Annotated in this window: 16 protein-coding genes; 5 read left to right on the top strand and 11 right to left on the bottom strand. The window is 63.8% G+C overall.

The window, feature by feature from the left end:
• Positions 1-25 precede the first annotated feature (25 nt).
• The 5 genes from QM801_RS15245 to QM801_RS15225 all read right to left on the bottom strand — a co-directional run bounded on the left by QM801_RS15245 (position 26) and on the right by QM801_RS15225 (position 6,116).
• Complete coding sequence (locus QM801_RS15245) at positions 26-1,972, bottom strand: beta-galactosidase (RefSeq protein ID WP_415020066.1); 1,947 nt, start codon at positions 1,970-1,972, stop codon at positions 26-28.
• Positions 1,969-3,069 (bottom strand): ABC transporter ATP-binding protein, encoded by a 1,101-nt coding sequence (locus tag QM801_RS15240; RefSeq protein WP_415020065.1) that lies wholly within the window; start codon positions 3,067-3,069, stop codon positions 1,969-1,971. Before QM801_RS15240 ends, QM801_RS15245 begins: the two co-directional genes overlap by 4 nt.
• Positions 3,070-3,072: 3 nt before the next feature.
• Positions 3,073-3,924: a carbohydrate ABC transporter permease gene (locus tag QM801_RS15235; protein ID WP_415020064.1), complete on the bottom strand. Its 852-nt coding sequence runs from the start codon at positions 3,922-3,924 to the stop codon at positions 3,073-3,075.
• Positions 3,924-4,817, bottom strand: a complete 894-nt coding sequence (locus QM801_RS15230) for a carbohydrate ABC transporter permease (RefSeq protein ID WP_415020063.1) — start codon at positions 4,815-4,817, stop codon at positions 3,924-3,926. Before QM801_RS15230 ends, QM801_RS15235 begins: the two co-directional genes overlap by 1 nt.
• Before the next feature lie 69 nt (positions 4,818-4,886).
• Positions 4,887-6,116, bottom strand: a complete 1,230-nt coding sequence (locus QM801_RS15225; RefSeq protein ID WP_415020062.1) for an ABC transporter substrate-binding protein — start codon at positions 6,114-6,116, stop codon at positions 4,887-4,889.
• Between the two features lie 145 nt (positions 6,117-6,261).
• On the opposite strand from QM801_RS15225, the gene QM801_RS15220 reads away from it, so the two are divergent.
• Both QM801_RS15220 and QM801_RS15215 read left to right on the top strand, forming a co-directional pair.
• Positions 6,262-7,212, top strand: coding sequence for a helix-turn-helix domain-containing protein (locus QM801_RS15220; protein ID WP_415020061.1), 951 nt, complete (start codon positions 6,262-6,264; stop codon positions 7,210-7,212).
• Positions 7,213-7,440: 228 nt separating this feature from the next.
• Positions 7,441-8,796: an alpha-glucosidase/alpha-galactosidase gene (locus tag QM801_RS15215; RefSeq protein WP_415020060.1), complete on the top strand. Its 1,356-nt coding sequence runs from the start codon at positions 7,441-7,443 to the stop codon at positions 8,794-8,796.
• A 13-nt stretch (positions 8,797-8,809) separates the two neighbouring features.
• Here QM801_RS15215 and QM801_RS15210 read toward each other — a convergent pair whose 3' ends face one another.
• From QM801_RS15210 to QM801_RS15190, 5 genes are all read right to left on the bottom strand, one after another.
• Entirely contained in the window at positions 8,810-10,183 is a 1,374-nt protein-coding gene (locus tag QM801_RS15210; protein ID WP_415020059.1) for an AcvB/VirJ family lysyl-phosphatidylglycerol hydrolase, read from the bottom strand.
• Positions 10,180-10,944 (bottom strand): alpha/beta hydrolase, encoded by a 765-nt coding sequence (locus QM801_RS15205; protein WP_415020058.1) that lies wholly within the window; start codon positions 10,942-10,944, stop codon positions 10,180-10,182. Before QM801_RS15205 ends, QM801_RS15210 begins: the two co-directional genes overlap by 4 nt.
• Before the next feature lie 13 nt (positions 10,945-10,957).
• Positions 10,958-13,558, bottom strand: coding sequence for a bifunctional lysylphosphatidylglycerol flippase/synthetase MprF (mprF, locus tag QM801_RS15200; RefSeq protein ID WP_415020057.1), 2,601 nt, complete (start codon positions 13,556-13,558; stop codon positions 10,958-10,960).
• Positions 13,559-13,826: 268 nt separating this feature from the next.
• Positions 13,827-14,084: a hypothetical protein gene (locus QM801_RS15195; protein ID WP_415020056.1), complete on the bottom strand. Its 258-nt coding sequence runs from the start codon at positions 14,082-14,084 to the stop codon at positions 13,827-13,829.
• 150 nt (positions 14,085-14,234) lie between these two features.
• Positions 14,235-16,070 carry a histidine kinase gene (locus tag QM801_RS15190; RefSeq protein WP_415020055.1) on the bottom strand — a complete coding sequence of 612 codons (1,836 nt, stop codon included), beginning with the start codon at positions 16,068-16,070 and terminating at the stop codon, positions 14,235-14,237.
• A 115-nt stretch (positions 16,071-16,185) separates the two neighbouring features.
• Between QM801_RS15190 and QM801_RS15185 the strand changes: the two genes are divergently transcribed.
• The 3 genes from QM801_RS15185 (at position 16,186) to QM801_RS15175 (ending at position 17,733) form a co-directional block, all read left to right on the top strand.
• Positions 16,186-16,395, top strand: coding sequence for a hypothetical protein (locus QM801_RS15185; RefSeq protein ID WP_415020054.1), 210 nt, complete (start codon positions 16,186-16,188; stop codon positions 16,393-16,395).
• Positions 16,376-17,065, top strand: a complete 690-nt coding sequence (locus QM801_RS15180; RefSeq protein ID WP_415020053.1) for a response regulator — start codon at positions 16,376-16,378, stop codon at positions 17,063-17,065. Before QM801_RS15185 ends, QM801_RS15180 begins: the two co-directional genes overlap by 20 nt.
• 143 nt (positions 17,066-17,208) lie before the next feature.
• On the top strand, positions 17,209-17,733 hold the full coding sequence (locus QM801_RS15175) for a hypothetical protein (RefSeq protein ID WP_415020052.1): 525 nt from the start codon (positions 17,209-17,211) through the stop codon (positions 17,731-17,733).
• Positions 17,734-17,799: 66 nt separating this feature from the next.
• Here QM801_RS15175 and QM801_RS15170 read toward each other — a convergent pair whose 3' ends face one another.
• Positions 17,800-18,978 (bottom strand): glycosyltransferase, encoded by a 1,179-nt coding sequence (locus tag QM801_RS15170; RefSeq protein ID WP_415020051.1) that lies wholly within the window; start codon positions 18,976-18,978, stop codon positions 17,800-17,802.
• Positions 18,979-19,028: the final 50 nt, after the last annotated feature.

Here is a 19,028-nt window from a genome sequence, read left to right as displayed (position 1 = left end):
GTTGCATCGCGCTGCCGTTTGGACCTCAGGCCTTCGTGCTCTTGAAGACGCCGAGGCTCTGGGCCGCAACGCTGCGTGATCCCAGCACCGGCTTCAGGCCCGGCGGTGCGGTGTAGCGGCCTTCGCCATAGTTGAAGATGAAGGTGAGATCGCCGCGGCGGCGGATGCGGATGTGTTCGGGAAGAGCCACGGTCTTGAGCTTTGCCGCTGCACTCACATGCTTGATGACAGACGCAAGCAGCGTGGCATCGGGCCATCCCGCGAGATAGTGAAGCTTGCCCTTTATGACGAGTGCTGGATCGCCATTGGCGAAGGTGGCGATGGCCTTGCCATCCGTCGTGTCGAGACGTTCGCGCCAGCGCTCCACGCTGCCTTTGACTGCACCTTTCACCTTATCCGCAAGTCCGGGCCGGAGCGACGAGACTTCCAGCACGCGCGCACCCACCCGGCCGGACAAGGGACCGGGCGGCAGGCCGGGCGGAATGCCGTGATGACGTGTCTTCGATCCTGTGCGCGGCCCCATGAGCACGACGCCTTCTGCCGCAGCAAGTGCCGCTTCGGCGGCAGGCGAGATGTGCATCAAGCTCGGCACCAGCACGAGGCGGTATCCCTTCAGGTCGGCCCCGGGGGGCACGACATCCACATCGAGGCCAAGGCGGCGCGCCGCTTCGTACCAGCGGAAGACGAGTTCGTAATAGCGGAAGTCCGTCCCTTGCGGCTGGATGCGGGTGATCCAGCTTGTTTCGTAATCATAGACGATGGCGACACTGGCCTGGCGTGTGCCGGGAAGCGCGCCGAGCTTGCGCAGTTCCGCACCCACGGTGGTGGCCTCGCGTCCGCCCTGGGAAAGTTCGTGCAGGCCCGGCAGGTTGAGGCCGGCATGCATCTGTTCCTGCGCGAAGGTCGCCTGCCGCCAGCGGAAGTAGCTAACCACCTCCGCCCCATGGGCAAGCGCCTCCCACGTCCACAGCCGCACCATGCCGCGCTTCGGCACCGGGTTCCATGGCGCCCAGTTCACCGGGCCCGGCTGCTGCTCCATCACCCAGAAGCGGCCCTTGCCCACAGCGCGATAGAGATCGTGGTGGAAGGCGGCGATGTCGGGATGCGAGGTCAGCGCCCAGCGGTTCTTCTCCGCCTCGCTGAAGGGGAAGCGCTCGACGAAGCCGATGGGGTACGAATCCCACGAGGCGAGATCGAGATTGTCGCCCACCGCGAAGTGATCGAAGTCGTTGAAGAAGCCCATGAAGTTGTGGGTGATCCAGCGCCCCGGCGAATGTGCCCGCAGGATCTCGCACTGCATGGCGTCGAAGCCCGCCACCTGTTGCGAGTGGAAGCGCCAGAAATCGAGCTTGGCCGCCGGGTTTGTTTCGGTAACGGCGAGAACGGGCAGGGTCACCTGTTCGAAGTCGGTTACTTCCATCGACCAGAAGGTGTTGCCCCAGGCCTCGTTCAGTTGCTCGGGCGACTGATAGTTGCGGCGGAGCCAGTCGCGGAAGGCCTTGAGGTCTGTCTCGCTCCACGAGAGGATGGTGTCGTGGCAGCCATATTCATTGTCGGTCTGCCAGCCCACGAGGCCGGGATGATGGCCATAGCGCTTGGCGATGACCTCGACGATGCGGCGGCTCTCCTCCCAATAGGCCCTGGACGAGAAGGTGTAGTGGCGGCGCGAGCCGAAGCCGCGCGGGCGGCCCTGCTCATCGACGGGGATCATCTCGGGATGTGCGTCCACCAGCCATTTGGGCGGCGTGCAGGTGGGCGTGCCGAGCACGATCTTGAGGCCCGCCGCGGCGAGCACATCCATGGCGCGGTCGAGCCAGCCGAAATCGAACTTGCCCCGGTCCGGCTCGTAGCGCGACCAGGCGAACTCGGCGATCCGCACATATTCGATGCCCATCTCGCGCATGCGCGCGGCGTCGCGCACCCACCAGTCTTCGGGCCAGTGTTCGGGATAGTAGCAGACGCCAAGGCTCACCGTGTCAGGTCCCCGTTGAGGATCGCCTTGCCGCCCGTGTCGAAGAGATGACAGGCCGCGGCATTGACGCCGATCTTCAATGCCTTGCCGATCTCGGCCTTGGCAAGCCCGTCGGCCTTCACGGCCAGTTCGCTGCCATCGGCAAGCGTGGTGTAGAACATGCTTTCGGAGCCCAGGTATTCGGCAAGCCGCACCGTGGTGGCAAGCACGGCATCGCCCGCTTCGCCGATCAGCAGGTGTTCGGGCCGCATGCCCAGCGTCACCGCAGTGCCATCACTTACGCTGGCGCCCTGACCATCGAGCAGGAGGGAGGCGCCACCCGGCAGCGTCACCCTGATCTTGCCCTGTTTGCCGTTCGCGGCCGTGGCAGAGATGAAGTTCATCTTGGGCGAACCGATGAAACCCGCCACGAACATGTTGCGTGGGCGGTGATAGAGTTCGAGCGGGGAGCCGATCTGCTCGATCAGGCCTCCGTTCAGCACCACGATCTTGTCGGCCATGGTCATGGCTTCCACCTGGTCATGGGTGACGTAGATCATGGTGGCGGCAAGATCGGCATGGAGCTTGCCGATTTCCGTGCGCATCTGCACGCGGAGGGCTGCATCGAGGTTGGAGAGCGGCTCGTCGAAGAGGAAGACGTCGGGTTCGCGCACGATGGCGCGGCCGATGGCAACGCGCTGGCGCTGGCCGCCCGAGAGCTGCGAAGGCTTGCGTTCGAGGAGATGGCTGAGCTGCAGCATGTCGGCGGCGCGCTTCAGCTTGGGCTCGATGTCGGCGGGCTTGTGCCCGGTCATGCGGAGACCGAAGGTGATGTTGTCCTTCACCGTCATGTGGGGATAGAGCGCGTAGGACTGGAAGACCATGGCGACGCCGCGGTCAGCCGGGTCCACATCCGCCATTTCCTTGCCGCCGATTGCGAGCGAGCCGGAGGTGATGTCCTCGAGCCCTGCGATCATGCGGAGCAGCGTGGACTTTCCGCAGCCCGAGGGGCCAACGAAGACGCAGAATTCGCCGTCGGCAATCTCGAGGTCGACACCCTTGATGATGTCGACGGCGCCGAAGGATTTCCTGACATTGCGGAGCGAGACGGTGGCCATGACCTAACCCTTTGTGGCGCCGAGCGTGAGGCCGGCGATGAAGTGCTTCTGCATCAGGAAGAACATGGCGACCGGCGGCAGGGCCGCGATGATGGAGGCGGCGGTGATCAGTTCCCAGGCCACCTTCCACTGTCCCTTCAGTTCGTTCATGCCGGCGGTGACGGGCCGTACATCGGCGGATTGCGCCATGATGGTGGCCCAGAAATAATCGTTCCAGATGAAGGTGAAGATCAGCACCGAGAGGGCGGCGATGGCGGGCCGCATCAGCGGCAGCACGATGTTCCAGAAGATCTTCCACTCGGAAACGCCTTCGACACGGGCGCTTTCGATGAGGGCGAAGGGCAGCGCCTTGATGAAGTTGCGCATGAAGAGGGTGCAGAAGCCGGTCTGGAAGGCGATGTGGAAGAGCACCAGCCCGGTGATGGTGTCATACATGCCGAGCTTCACCGTGAGGTCGCGGACCGGAATGGCGAGGATCTGGAAGGGTACGAAGTTCCCTGCCACGAACATGAAGAAGACGAGCAGGTTGAGGCGGAACTTGTAGACGGCGAGCGCAAAGCCCGTGAGGCAGGAGAGGCCCACTGCACCGATCACCGTGGGGATCGTCACCTTGAAGGAGTTGAGGATGTACCAGCCGATGTTGGAGTTCTCGAACACCGCCATGTAGTTCTCGACGCCTGCAAAACGCGAGGGCAGGCCGAAATAGTTGCCTGCGGCCAAGTCGGATGACGGACGGATCGAGGTGACGGCGATGCCGATGAGCGGCAGGAGCCAGAGGATGAGGGCGACGGGAAGGAGCAGCTTGTAGGTGACCTGCACCCACGGTGCCGATCTCTGGATGGGGGCGGGGAACATCAGCCGTTCCTTTCCTGCATCAGCATGCGCACGATGAAAAGGGTGATGAACACCAGCATGATGGCGAAGAGGACGACTGCAATCGCCGCGCCATAGCCCATGGCGACGCCGTATTCGGAGAGCGACTGCTCATACATGAAGTAGGAGAGCACACGGGTGGCGCCGAAGGGGCCGCCCGCCGTCATGATCGAGACCAGGTCGAAGGAGCGGAGCGCGCCGATCACCGTCACCACCAAAGCGATGAAGGTGGCGGGCCGCAATTGCGGAATGACGATGTGCCAGAGCATGGAGAAGCCCTTGGCATTGTCCATGCGGGCCGCTTCCACCTGCTCCGGATTGATGTTGTTGAGCCCGGTCAGGTAGAGGATCATGCAATAGGCGATCTGCGGCCAGAGGCCTGCGGCGATGACGCCATAGGTGGCAAACCTGTCCTCGGCGAGGATGGCGACCTCGGTTCCGGTGAAGAATCCGATGATCTTCGGCAGGAGGCCGAAATCCGGTGCATAGAACCACGAGAAGATGAGGCCGACGACGACCTGGCTGATCACGAAGGGAAAGAAGAACAGGGATTTGTAGACGCGGATGCCGGTGACCGTCTGGTTGAGGAAGAGCGCGATCGCGAGGCCCGCCGGAATGGCGAGGAGATAGAGCGCCAGCCAGATCACGTTGTTCTGGAGCGAGGTGTAGAAGCTGTCGTCGTCAAGAAGATCGGAGTAGTTGCGAAGGCCCACCCACTTGGCGGCCCCGAGCCCGTCCCAGTCGTAGAAGCTGATCCACACCGACTGCAGGATGGGGAAGATCACATAGAGCAGGAAGACCAGCACGCCCGGGGCCAGGAACAGCCAGGGGGCGAGTGTCCGTTGAGTCCAGCGCTTGCCTTTGGTGCCCGGCATGGATGCTCTTCCGCGTTTTGAAGGGAAAGGGAGGGCCGGACCCGTGTGGAGCCCGGCCCTGCCAGCGGCTTACTGTGCGTAAACCTTCTGGCGGACCTTCTCGAGACGCTTTAGGATGGCATCGAGATTGTCCGGCTTCACCATGAATTCCTGGAAGCCTTCCATGGCGGCCTTGGCCATGTCGGCGGGGGCGTCACGGTCGAAGAACTGGGCAAGCGCATAGGCGCTCGACAGCATCTCGAAGCCGGCCTTGATGTAGGGGTCGTCGCCCACAGTCGACTTGTTGTTGGTGGGCAGCTGGCCGAGCGTGGCGTTCATCTTCGTCTGGGCCTCGGCGGAACCGAGGTAGGCGAGGAAGGTCTTGGCGTCAGCCTTGTTCTTGGCACCGGCCGGAATGTGGAAGGTGTCGGTCGGCGCTTCTTCCGCACGCGGCAGGCCGGGGGTGATCTCGGGGAACACCATGAAGCCCAGCGTGTCGTTGGTGAGGCCGCCTTCCTTGAAGGTGGCGACAGCGAAGTTGCCCATCACGTAGTTGGCGGCCTTGCCCTGCGAGAGGAGGGCTGCGGCATCCTGCCAGTCGATGGCGGCGTGGTTCGCGGTGATGTAGGGAACGATCTTCTTCCATTCGGCGAAGGTCGCCTTCACCCGGTCATCGGTCCACGGAATCTTGCCGTTGGCGAGGTCCATATGGAACTCGTAGCCGTTCACGCGCAGGTTCATGTAGTCGAAGATGCCGGCTCCGGGCCACAGGGCCTTGGTGCCGGTGGTCAGGCAGTCGATGCCGGCGGCCTTGAACTTCTCGCAGTTGGAGACGAACTCGGCCCAGGTCTTCGGCACTTCAACGCCGGCCTTCTTGTAGGCCTCCTTGTTGTAGTAGATGCCCCACTGGTAATAGGTGTAGGGCACGCCCCACTTCTTGCCGTCGATGGTCATCGAGGCGGCAGCGGACTTGAGCTGGTCGTTGAAGCCGTTGGCCTCCCAGACATCGTCCACCGGCTCGAACAGGCCGGCCTTGACGAAGGGCGCCATGCGGTTGCCCGCATACCAGGCGGCCACATCCGGCGGATCGGCGGTGAGGAAGTTGCGGATCGCGGACTTGTAGCCCTCGTGGTCGAAGTTGTTCCACTTCACCTTGATGTCGGGATACTTGGCCTGGAAGTCGGCGATCAGCTCTTCCATGGCCTTCTTCGGCGCCGGATCGGACTGGTCGGAGTTGATGACCAGTTCGCCCGCAAGCGCTGTGCCTGCCATGAGTCCAAATGCAAGCCCGAGCCCGCAAAGGCCCTTGATGATGTTCATGAATGTCCTCCCTGTGCCGCACGTCTGGCGGCGGTCTGTTGTCATGTGGCGGTTCTTGCTGCGCCTTCATGATTGACCTTGACCATCGGGTGTTTTTCGACAAGCTTCTACCGAATTTGGACAGCCAGCTTCCGGAATCCTAAGCATGGTCAAGACCGCCGCCCGTCCCGCGGATGCCCGGCAGGGCTACAGCGACGAAAGCATCCGGGCCAATCCCGAGATGGACCGGGGCTATCCCGTGGTCGTCTTCGGCGACCATCGCTTCTGCGCCGGCAACACCCTGGTGGTCCGGCCCATGCCGGGTCCGCACATGCACAGCCAGGTGGAATTCAATTTCGTGCTGAGCGGCAGCATGACCTACTGGTTCGATGGCCGCGTGCTCACCCTCTCGGCCGGGCGGCTGGCGCTTTTCTGGGGCATGATCCCCCATCAGGTGACGGAGTGCGCCCCCGATACCCGCTTCGTGGTGCTTTACGTGCCGATGGCGGTGTTCCTCGAACTGCCGACGATCAGCGAGCTTCGCGCCGCGATCTTCCGCGGTGCGGTGATCGAGGCGCTCGACATCAAGCCCTATGACAAGGACATCTTCCTGCGCTGGCGCGATGACCTCTTGCAGAACGACGCGCAACTCGAGCAGATCGTCAAGGACGAGCTCACCGCCCGCATCCGCCGCCTCGACCGCGAGGGCTGGCAGGACCTGCGCGATGTCTCGCCCCGCCTGCCGCAGGCGGAGCATCTGGGCCACGACCACGACCGGGCCGTGCGGGTGGAGAAGATGGCGCAATACATCGGCGAGCACGCATTGGAAGACATCTCGTCCGAGGACGTGGCCGCGGCCGCAGGCCTTCACCCGAACTATGCCATGAGCCTGTTCAAGCGCGCCGTGGGCATCACCATCAAGCAGTCGATCACCCGGCAGCGGCTGGACATGGCGCAATCCATGCTGATCGCCACCGACCTTCCGGTGGCCACCATCGCGTTTGATTGCGGCTTCGGCTCGCTCTCCAGCTTCTATGCCGCCTTCGAGCAGCGCTTCCACAAGAGCCCGGCGGCCTTCCGGCTCTCCTACGACAAGATCACGCGGAAATCGGCTTAACGCATCGTGCGAGCAAGTGGAATCACTTGCGAAGCGAAAGATGCGTTCAAAACAAATATCTGGCGCAACTTTCCTCTCTCAAATCGTTCCGATTTGATCGTCCGTTGCGCTAAGTCGCCGCAAAACGCCTCCGACCTTACAATTCCGGAAGCAATTTCCGATGGCGTCCATTGTCCCGGCAGCGGCGGCCGTGGGAAAAGCGGGCCGCAATCGATCACGAGGCAGACCATGGCCGGGACACCCCGCATCACTTTCATCGGCGCAGGCTCGACGGTGTTCATGAAGAACATCGTGGGCGACATCCTCATGCGCCCTGCAGTGGCGGAGGCGACCATCGCCCTCATGGACATCAACCCCGTGCGCCTGGCGGAATCCGAAATCGTCGCCCGCAAGATCGTGCAGTCGCTGGGTGTGAAGGCCAGGGTCGAAACCCACACCGACCAGAAGCGGGCGCTGACAGGGGCGGATTTCGTCATCGTCGCCTTCCAGATCGGCGGCTACGAACCCTGCACGGTGACCGATTTCGAAGTGCCGAAACGCTTCGGCCTGCGCCAGACCATCGCCGATACGCTGGGCGTGGGCGGCATCATGCGGGGGCTGCGCACCGTTCCCCATCTCTGGAAGATCTGCGAGGACATGCTGCAGGTCTGCCCGCAGGCGATCATGCTGCAATACGTGAACCCCATGGCGATCAACACCTGGGCGATTGCCGAGAAGTATCCGCAGATCCGTCAGGTGGGCCTCTGCCATTCCGTGCAGGGCACGGCCGCCGAACTGGCCCGTGACCTCGACATTCCGGTGGAGGAGATCCGCTACCGCGCCGCCGGCATCAATCACATGGCCTTCTATCTGGTCTTCGAGCACCGCCAGAAGGACGGCAGCTACCGCAATCTCTATCCCGATCTTCTGCGCGGCTATGAAGAAGGCCGCTTCCCCAAGCCCTCGCACTGGAATCCGCGCTGCCCCAACACGGTGCGCTACGAGATGCTGAAGCGGCTCGGCTATTTCGTCACGGAAAGTTCCGAGCACTTCGCCGAATATACCCCCTATTTCATCAAGGAAGGCCGCGACGACCTGATCGAACGCTTCGGTATTCCGCTCGATGAATATCCCAAGCGCTGCATCGAGCAGGTGGAGCGCTGGACGAGCGAGGCGGAGGCCTTCCGCAGCGCCACGACGATTGAGGTGAAGGCGTCCCATGAATATGCCTCGTCGATCGTGAATGCGGTGTGGACGGGCGAGCCTGCGGTGATCTACGGCAATCTCCGGAACAACGGCTGCATCACCAGCCTGCCGGCGGCCTGTGCGGCGGAGGTGCCCTGCCTTGTGGACCAGAGCGGCATCCAGCCCACCTTCATCGGCGAGCTGCCGCCGCAACTGACGGCGCTGATCCGCACCAACATCAACGTGCAGGAACTGACGGTGCGCGCCCTCATGACGGAGAAGCGCGAGCATGTCTATCACGCCGCGATGATGGACCCCCACACGGCCGCGGAACTGGACCTGCAGAAGATCTGGGATCTGGTGGATGCGCTGATCAGGGAACACGGCGCCTGGCTGCCGGAGTGGCTGCGCGCCGCCTGAGGGTGGCCGGGTCCTACACCCGCGTGAGCGCCACGATGGCGGCGGCTGCGCCGTCGTAGTCGCCGTCGAGGTGGTGCGAGCCGTTGGCCCTGTAGAACGAGACGTTGCGGCCGGAGAGGTCGCTGCACAGGCTGTCGGTTTCGTCCGAGCCGTAGATGCAGGCGATGGGGAGGCCAGCGAGCTTCTTCACCTCCGGCAATGTCGGCGTGCCCGAGGTGTCGTCGATAAGCCAGCCCGAGACGTGGAACTCGAAGGTCGCGGCGTGCGACGGCCCGATCAGCGCGAGGCCGGAAAGATTGTCCTTCACCGGCCCCGCCAGCCGTGTCGCCACGAAGGGCATGGCATCGGCGCCGAAGGAATAGCCCACCAGCAAGATGTGCTTCTTGTTCCAAGCCTTCAGGTAGTAGGCGGCGATGGTGCTGATATCGCGGCCGACATCATCCGGCGTGCGCGCCTGCCAGAAGTATTTGAGGGACGAGACGCCCACCACGGGAATGCCCTTGGCGGCCAGCAGCTCTGATACGCCATCATCAAGGCTCGCCCAGCCGCCGTCGCCGGAGAGGAAGATCGCGAGCGTATCGCCCTCGGTGGCCTGCTCGTCACGCACTTCGGTGATGGGAAAATCCGCCACCTCTGTTGTATCGGCGGTGGCGGGCGGCGTGGCTGCGGCAGCGCCCGCCTGCTGGAGGGCTGCAAGCATCGCCGCAGCGGGATCGGCGGCAAGCGCCTCATCGGCCACGGGGCTCACAAGGCTGTTCTCCATGGCGTCGGTGAAGGCGGTGAAGCGCGCTTCATCGGACTGTGGAACGACGAAGGTGAAGGGGGCCTGCAGCGCATCGGCTTGACCCAGTATTTTCGCGCCTTGTCCGTCATCCATGTGCGGCAGGTGTTCACCCTTGCAGAAGCGGACGGCAAAGGTGCGCGCCGGGTCGAAGCGGAGCGCAGCGCCACCTGCGAAGGTGTTCTGCGGCGCTTCCGCCAGTGCCACATAGGCGAGGCTGGCGCCAAGTCCGATCCCCGTCACCGCGGGTTCGAAATAGGTGCCGAGGCCTTCCTTCTTCTCGACCGACTGTGCCAGCGTCTGCAATTGTCCGGCAGGGTAAAGGCAGCTCTTCTGGCCCTCGTGACCGTCAATGAGGTGTGAGGACTCGACCCCGATCACCAGCGTGCCCTGCTGGGCGAGCTTCGCCGCAATCGCACTTTCATCGGTTGACCAACCGCCCGTGTCGGAGAGCAGGATGGTGACGGAAGTTGGCGTGTCCTGTGGCCGTTCGATCGTGACCTTGCCGAAGGTCGGCACGTCGATCACCTCCGCCCGCAAGGGGAGGGCGAGGCCAGCAAGGCCTGCCGCAATCGAACAGCCACAGAGGAAACGCCGGATGGTCACTGGGCCGCTTCCTTCTGGCCGCCGGTGATGCTGCGGTAGGCCTCGACATATTGCGGCATCCAGTTCTTGGGCACCGAGAAGCCGTGACCGACAAGAGGGAGATCGGCGACGCGGGCATTCTTCACCTTCGAGATGAAGGCATCGGTCGCCTTCGGCATGCACACCTGGTCCTTGCCGCCCTGCAGCGCGATGAACGGCGCGCCGAGCTTGGGCGTGGTGCCATAGATGAAGCCCTTGGCCTTCGGGTTCTTCACGTGGGTGAGGCCGCCCGGCCCGCCGCACATCGGCTTCGCCGATTCAAGATCGGGGCAGAAACCAAGCCCGATGCCGCCGCTGAAGCCGGTGGGGGATTGCACCAGCACGGTGTAGGCGATGGTTGCGCCCGAGGAATAGCCGACGACGACAGGCGGCGGCACCTTGATCCCTTCCTTGGCCGCAACCGTCTTGGCGAGTGACGCGAGTTCACCGGCGGGATCGGTGCACTGGCCGCTCTGCGCGTCGAGCGCTGCGAGGAACTTCGGCGTGTTGACGCCGAGCACCATGGCGCCCTGGTCGGTAAGCTTCTTGGCCATGGGCACCACGCCCAGTTCCCAGCCGCCATCGCCCGAGAGGAACAGCGTCATGGATTTGGGCGGGCCTGCCGGGCGATAAACGGCAATGCTGCCGAACGGCGCCACGGAAATGGTTTCCGCATGGGCGGCACCGGTGAGGGTTCCGGCAAGCGTCATTGCGGCGAGCGCGGTAGCGGCGAACAGTTTCATTCTCTTCTCCATGTCAGTGAGCAGGCAGTGGGGCGGGATTTGGCGGGAACTCGCGGGATTGCGCGGGACCGCGCGCGATGAGGCGCGAGATGCTGATCAGAGCGAACGCAGCAGACAGACCATTGGGGCAGATCACGTAACGCGGCTCCCAGGAGGGGCGGAACTTGTCCTTGAAGGCGCGCAGGCCCTCGAAGCCATAGAACTGCTCGCCGTGGCTGTAGATGAGGTTTCCGGCCTTGTGCCAGAAGGGCGACAGCTTGCGCGGCGTGAGACCCGAGAGCGGCGCCATGCCGAGGTTGAAGCGCTGGTAGCCTTGCTCCTTGCCCCAGAGCAGCAGCTTGACGAAGAGGAAGTCCATGAGGCCCGGGGCTGCATCGCTGCGGTGGCGCATGAGGTCGACGGAGAGTTCATGGCGGAGCGGCGCAGCCGCACCCGAACTCCAGATGTTGGCGAAGGCGATGATCCGGCCCTCGTGCTCAACCACGGCGATGCTGCTGGACTGCAGGTAGGTGTCATCGAAGAAGCCGACCGAGAAGCCCTTTTCCGAGGCGCCCTTGTCGCTGAGCCAGGCATCCGAGATGGCGCGGAGGTCGGGGAGGAGTGTGGCCACCTCTTCGCGCGGCACGACGCGGAACTGCATGCCCTGCTTCTCCGCCTTGCGGGCGGATTGCCGGAGGTTGGCGCGGGCACCGCCCTCGAGCGAGAAGCTGGTGAGGTCGATGATCGCCTCTTCGCCGATCTTGAAGGGAATGAGCCCCAGGTCGAGATAGAGCGGGAGATGATCGGTCTTCACCTCGTAGAAAATGAGGCGCGCACCCACCTCGTCAGCCTGCTCCTTGAGCTGCCAGGCCAGGTTGGAGAAGCGCTCGGCATTGCCGACCGGGTCTCCCATCACGATCCAGTTCTTGCCCGACTTGGCATACATGATGAAGGCATCGCCCTCGCTGGCGACGAGGAACGACTTGTCGCCGGTGAGCGCCAGATTGGCGCTGGTGCCCTGCGCCGTGGCGAGAATGCGGCGCACCGTCTCGGAGATCGCATCCGGCACCTGCCTGCGGTAGCGCGGGCTCAGCAGCAGGTGAAGCGCAAGGCCGCCCGCCAGCAGCAGCACCACGAGGCTGGAGCGGAGCGAGCGCGGCGCGTCCGCGGCATAGGCCACCTCCCACCAGAGGCTGTTGGAATAATCCACCTGCTGATAGGCGAGAATGACGACCCAGAGCGAGGCGAGGCAGGCAAGTCCGATGGCGGCAACGGCAAGCGTGGATGGCCGGTCATGAAACAGCGAGGACTTGCGGTAGAAGGCGCTTCGGCTGGCGAGTGTCAGCGCAAGCACGCTCACCAGCACCAGCGCCTCTTCCCAGTCGAGGCCCTTGATCAGCGAGACGATGACGCCGGCGAGGAGCGTGATGACCGAAACCGTCCAGGCGGCATTGAGCCGCTTGAAGAGGCCGTTCGAGAGCACCACGAGAAAGAAGCCGGCGACACTGCCGGTCAGATGCGAAAGCTCGATGAAGGGCAGGGGCACGAGACCGCGCAAGACGTCCATGCGGCTGCCGATCGCAGGCGTGGCGCCCGAGACAAGCAGGATGACGCCCCCAACAAACACCAGCCCTGCAATGACCGTTGGCACGAGGTCGCGAAGGATGGGGAAGCGGGCCCAGAGCCGGTCGAGCCAGGCAGCGGCGGCGGGGCGGAACTCCTCCGCCGCGATCAGCAGCGCGGCGATGGCCGCGGGCGTCAGATAGTAGATGACCCGGTACATCAGGATGGCGGCGAGCAGACCGTGATGGCTCACCTGCGGCATGGCGAGCAGCAGCCCGCTTTCGAGCACGCCGACGGCGCCGGGCACATGGGCGAGCAATCCCGCCACAACAACGATGGCGAAGATGCCGCCGAAGGCAATGAAGCTGAGGGAGGAGGAATCAGGCAGCAGCACCCAGAGGGCGGCGGCACTGACGAAGATGTCGGCCACGCCGAGGACGAGCAGGACGGCACTCCAGTTCACGTCGGGAAGCGCGATGGACCAGCGGAATAGCGAGAGGGGGCCGGGCATCAACTGGCGCTGCACGAAGTAGCCCGCAAGGATGAGGGCGAGCACCCCGCCAAGCGCAAGTGTGAGCAAGGGCGGCAGCGCAAAGGCACGGGCCATGTCCTGATGCGCGAGGAGCAGGGCAGCTCCCGAAGCGCCCGAAAGGCCAAGAACGAAGGCGAGCCCGGAGAGGATGATGACGTCGCCGGTTCGCGCCACCGGCACACCCGCCTTGCCGTAAGCGCGGAGGCGCAGGGCCGAACCCGTGAGGGCAGCAAAGCCGATGAGCTGGCTCATGGAGCTTGCCTCGAAGGCGCCGAGCGCCGGCACCTTCAGCGGCACGGCGTAGCCGATCGCCCGGAAGGCCGCCACGTCATAGCCCACCACCAGCGCTCGGCCCACTGCGGTGAAGACGAGCGAGAGCGCCAGGGCCTTCACGGGCGTCGCAAGGAAGCTTGCCGAGACATCCGCCCAGGAAATTTCGCGGAGCACGCCATGCAGCGTCCAAGCCGCAAGGGCGACGATGGCGAGACTTGCCAGATAGGGCAGGTAGCCAAGATAAAGCCGCGGGTCAGGACGTTTCATGGTCCCGCTCCCTGATGGTCGATAGGCGATGGCATGTCCGCGCTGCGCATCCATTTCCGGTGTTCCTCTGGCAGGCGGGACTGTCGCCCTGTCCGCCACCCGGAAACCCTAACTGCTTGCAATGTCCGAAAATGCCCACTTCGGTCATGAATTGAAGTGACTTTCGTCACTTCGGCGAAGTTGTTGGAAAGACCCGCGGAAAAGAAAAACACCACCTGCCGTTCGGTAGGCGGTGCGGGAGGTGCGTCGCGAGAACGTTTGAGGTGTATCAGGCGCGTTCGTAGCTGATCAGCGCATTGCCGTTGCTGTAGGTGACCGAGACCTTCTCGCCCACATGCAGGCCCTTGAGGATGACCGGCGTGCTGGCGGTGAAGCGCATGCCGTTGCGCAGCGTCACGGTATCACCGTGGATGGACCGCACCTTGCCCACGGCAACGTTGAGATCCTCGCCGGGATCACGGGCGAAGGCCGAGGTCGAGAGCACGAGGGTTCCGGCAATTGCGGACAGAATGATGTACTTGTTCATGGTCATCTCCATCTGGATGCGGCCTTCACTGCGGCCGGCGGAGGGGTTCTGGTGTATCTCCGTGAGATGAAAGCTGCACCTCCTCTGCATGAATTGTGAGTTTCGGAGGTCACATTCTTCCGTGCCGAAAGTCACATTCTCACGAGAGGCTCATGAGATGCTGCGCAAGCCCGCAGGCACATCCGCACGTACGGTTGTGCCGGAACCGGGCGCACTCGTGATGGTGAGCCTTGCACCGATGAGGGAGGCCTGCTCGCGAAGTCCGATCAATCCGTAGTGACCCGTTGCATCGGCGCCGGGATCGAAGCCCGTGCCATCGTCCCGCACCGTGAGGATGATCGATGTGCCGCGCCCGTCGCCTGTGTCCGCAAGATGGAAATCGACATCCACGTGGGTGGGATTGGCATGTTTCTCCACATTGCGCAGCGCCTCCTCGGCGATGCGGTGAAGCGTCTCCGCCGTTTGCGTGGCGAGCGGACGGAGTTCGGGTGCGATGGTGAGGCTGACTTCGGCCACGATGCGCTCGCGCAGGGTCTTGACCAGCCGCTCCATGGCGGCCCCCAGGCCATCGTCGCGCACGGCCACATAGCGGAGCTGGCCGATGGCCGAGCGCGCCGTATCGAGGCCGTCCTTGGCGACGCGCTCGGCCTCGGCAAGTTCACCCGCCAGCATCTCGGGCTTCGAGGTTTCCACCTTGCGGGCGAGGCGGATCTGGCTCAGCACGGCGAGCATGGAGTGGGCCAGTGTATCGTGCACGTTGCGCGCCATCTGCAGGCGCTCGCGGGTGATGGCGGCATTCTTGCTCTCCTCGAAGAGGCGGTGCACCTCGCGGGTGCGCTCTTCCACGCGCTGGTCCAGTTCGCGGTTGAGGGCGGAGAGGGTGCGGTTCGATTCCTGCAGGCTGTCGAAGGTGGCGGCGAGCGATGCGCCGACCGCCGAAATCTCGTCCTGCCCCTGGGGCACGCTGATGCGCTCGGCCGAGCCTTGAAGAATGCGGCGGGCATTTTCCGCAAGGCCGTTCAGGCGGCGGAGCAGCAGCGCGGTGGCGGCCGCCGCCCCTGCCGCAGTGACGATGCCGGAGGCGAGCACGATCCAGAACAGCTTCCAGGATTCGGCAAGCGGCTTCGAGAAGGCATCGGGCTCCGGCTGGCGCATCAGCACCCACCACGGATCGGCGTTGCGCATGGCGGACCCGTGGGTGCGGGCGAAGCCGACAAGGCGGCGGTCAAGTTCAACCGCACCGCTTTCTTCCGGCGTGCCGTCGGTGTGGGCCTGGGCGCGCAGGCGGGCGAGGGTGGCAAGACCTGCGTCCTTCGCCATGGTCCAGTCTCCGGCGAGCTGGGCGCCGCCGGCGGTGAGAACGGCGGTTTCAATGTCGGGCGTGAGATGCAACGCGCGGACCACATCACGTTCGGTCTTCTCGAGCCAGGCGAGCTTGAGGCGCCCGACCAGAACCCACGGCTTTGAGGGCTGCTGGCCGGTGAGGGGGGCGGCGATGATGAGGGCGGGGTCAGACCCCTTCCGCAGCGGCGCCACCGCAACCGAAAGCCCCGCCTGGGCGCGGGCGAACCAGGCCTCGCCCGCCACCGTCTCCCCCGACGCCGACCGGTCCGAGCCCGACACCACGGTGCCCGCCGGATTGATGATGCCCACCCAGTCGAAGCCATCGACCGAGCGGCCCGCGGCATCGAGCACCGGCTGCGAGAGCTGTTGCGGGGCGAGCGTGGTGCGGGTGGCATCGAGGATCTGGGCGGAGGAGGAGATCACCCTGAGCTTGTCATCGAGCCGCACGTCCAGCGCCTCGGCCAGGCGCGCGGTTTCGGCGGCGAAGATGCTGGCGGCATCGCCTTCAAGGTCGGAGCGGGCGGTGAGGGTGACGGCGATGCTGACCACGATGGCCGAGAGAAGTGCCAAGAGGCCGACCGACCAGCCGATGGCCGCCGCCACGTGGCGTCTGGGGTCGAGCCGTGTAAGGACATTATTCATCGCCCTGAATTGCCGCCGCACTTCGTTCTTTTTTGTGACCAAGGTCACATGACTTTGTGGCCCCGGGCACTTAACCCGTGAATGACATTCCGTTCATATGCCGGGGACGCACCACATGCCACAGGTGAGAGAGGATGACGACGTGAGCACGCTTGTGAAGGACATTGCCAGGACGAGCCGCATCTCCTCCGATCAGGCGCGGCTGGCGCTGGGCACGGTGCTGAGCTTCCTCGGCAGCCGCTTGCCTTCCCCGGTCATGGGCCGTATCCAGGAGGCCATGCGGGACGATGGCCCCGGCGACAGCAATGACAGAAAAACCACCTGAAACCGAACATATCCGCGTCCTCATCGCCGAGGACCAGCAGGTCATCCGCCGCGCCTTCGCAACCCTTCTGGGTATGGAACCCGGCATCAAGGTTGTGGCCCAGGCGGGTGATGGGGCGGAGGCGATCCAGCTTGCCCGGCAGTGGCGGCCCGACATCATTCTCATGGACCTGCAGATGCCGCGGGTGGGCGGCATTGCCGCGATGAAGCGCATTCTCGCCGATGTGCCCTCGGCGCAGGTGATCGTGCTCACCACCTTCGATACCGACGAGATGGTGTTCGAGGCGATTTCGGCGGGTGCCCAGGCCTATCTCCTGAAGGATGCCTCCGAGGCCGAGATCCTCGAGACGATCCGCGCCGTGAAGCGTGGCGAAAGCCGGATCTCGCCCCACATCGCCCGCAAGGTGTTCGAGGAGTTCCGCCGCGCAAGGCCCGATGGCGCCACTCCCGCAGACGAAGGCGAAGAGCCCGCCGAGGCGCTGACCGAGCGCGAGGACCGCATTCTCCGCCTCATCGCCGACGGGCGCTCCAACAAGGACATCGCGGATACGATCTTTCTCGCCGAGGGCACGGTGAAGAACTACGTGAGCAAGATCATGGAAAAGCTGCATGCCCGCAGCCGCACCGAGCTTGCCGTGAAGGCGCTGCGCATGCGCCGCCCGCAGGCCTGAGGCTTCCCACTCCTTCGCACCGGTTGTGACCAAGGTCACATCAGATCGTGACTTCGGTCGGATGCGCACGGGCAGTGTGCGGGTCTAGCTTCACCTCATCGACGCGCAGCCCGCCGCCGAACCGGAATGTGAGGAGATCACCCATGAAGAAGACCATTCTCGTTGCCGCGATGCTTTTGACCGGCGTTGCCCTGAACTCGGCCGTTCATGCCGCGCCTGACTTCGGCGCCGGCGGCCCTTCGATCGCATCGTCCCTGATGCCTGTGACAGACAATTCCCGCGAGTTGGCGATGGCCGCCACCGTTCCCGGCATTCCTCCCGTGCCTGCGAACGACACCACACCTGCGGCCGGTCATTTCACCCTCGCGCCCAAAGCCCACATTCGTCTGCAGAGCGTGGCGGAGTTCAGCAATGTGCGCCGCCCGGCTTTCCTGACGCGTGTGGGCTTTGTGAAATTGCCGGCCGACCCGGAGATTGCCGCCCTCGAGCATCATGAAGGCCCGGGTGCCGCCATCCGGCCGCTGCAGCGCCAGGCCACGGCGCGCGCCACGGATGCGGAATGCCGCGGACTGGACCGGCGCCTCGACAAGGCGCACCTGCGGCGGATGAGCGAACAGGCCGCGCTGACATCCGCCGGCTGCGGCAGCGAAGGCCGCGCTTCGATTTGACGGCGGCGACTGAGACCACGAAGGCGGACGGCCTTCGTGGTCTTTTTGTTGGTGGGTGCCAATCGGTCACCGTTGCAGTTGATCAATTACCTTCCGGAATGCGTCTGCTGCCAGATGAGGCGCAAACATCTCATCATAAAGCGCGTCCCCAGCTTTACGAAGCTCATCCCTCAATTCTGATTGCATGGCGCGGCGAACCAGGTCCGCAAAAGCCCTGGCTGAATCTGCCCAAATCATTCCAGCTTTTGTCAGGGATCCTTCGGGAATGCCACGAAACGCCATGCGCGTTCCTACAACTGGAAGCCCGGCTGCAAAGGCCTCGATCACCTTGACTGAAATGCCTCGTCCGGAAGTCGTGCTCCCGAGAGCTGCTCTTGCCGAACCGTAATAGGGGCCAAGGTCATCCACTTCGTGAATCAACTCAAGCCAACTCGTATCCTTCAAGGAGTTCGTCAAAGCGGGAATGGCCTCGCAGATGTTTCCTATCGCAGTGAGACGAGGCGGGAAGCTGCCGAAATGCGGCAGAACTGCATCAAAGTACCATTTGAGTGACGCAACATTTCCGGAATGATTGTTGCCAACGAATAGCAGATCACGACTTAAAACTTGATCGGGGCAAGGCGTGCCGCTTTTCGGCATGCATGGATACATCAAATGGTGTGGCATCGACGGGAGCCGTTCGCTGAAGAAGACGTGGTCCTGATAAGAATTGTGAATCAAGGAATCGGCCTGCTCCAGCCACTCCAATTCAGTCCTCAAGAGCGCGGGCTCGTGAGGCGCAGAGCTTGACCACGGCGTCGAAGCCTGACGGTCCAGTAAAATATGGGATTGGACGTCGTGCGTGACGACCGCAACCCTTATGGACTTTCCGTCCGCACGGGCAGCATCCCGCAACTTCATGGCAAACGGCAAGGTGTAGACGTGGTTCGCGAGGATCAGCGCCACATCATCCTTCCTCAGGATTTCGATGAGGCGTGAGGAAGGAATTGCGAAATGCGCCGGAGCCAGACTCCAGTGCACGGCATTTCGCTTCAGTATCCACGATTTTGTAATTTCTCGGAGTTCCCGCCAATAACCGAGCGCCGGAAAAGACGAGGTGATGACTTCATCGGCGCCCAGTTCGCCACTGTTGTGATTGAAGTCGTCCCAAGACGCCGGAGTTGTGCCCATCGTGTAGCTGCCCGGCACAGCCGCAAACACCGTGCTAAAGCCGAAACTTCGCAAGAGCCTGATTTGCGTTTCCATGGTTCTTCCCGAACCACTTCTCAGCCAAGGAAGACCGACGACGATTGCAG

The organism is Aestuariivirga sp. (assembly GCF_047600585.1).
Taxonomy (GTDB): domain Bacteria; phylum Pseudomonadota; class Alphaproteobacteria; order Rhizobiales; family Aestuariivirgaceae; genus Aestuariivirga.
The sequence above is the reverse complement of the archived record's forward strand: the minus strand, read 5'-3'. Positions and strand labels throughout refer to the sequence as shown.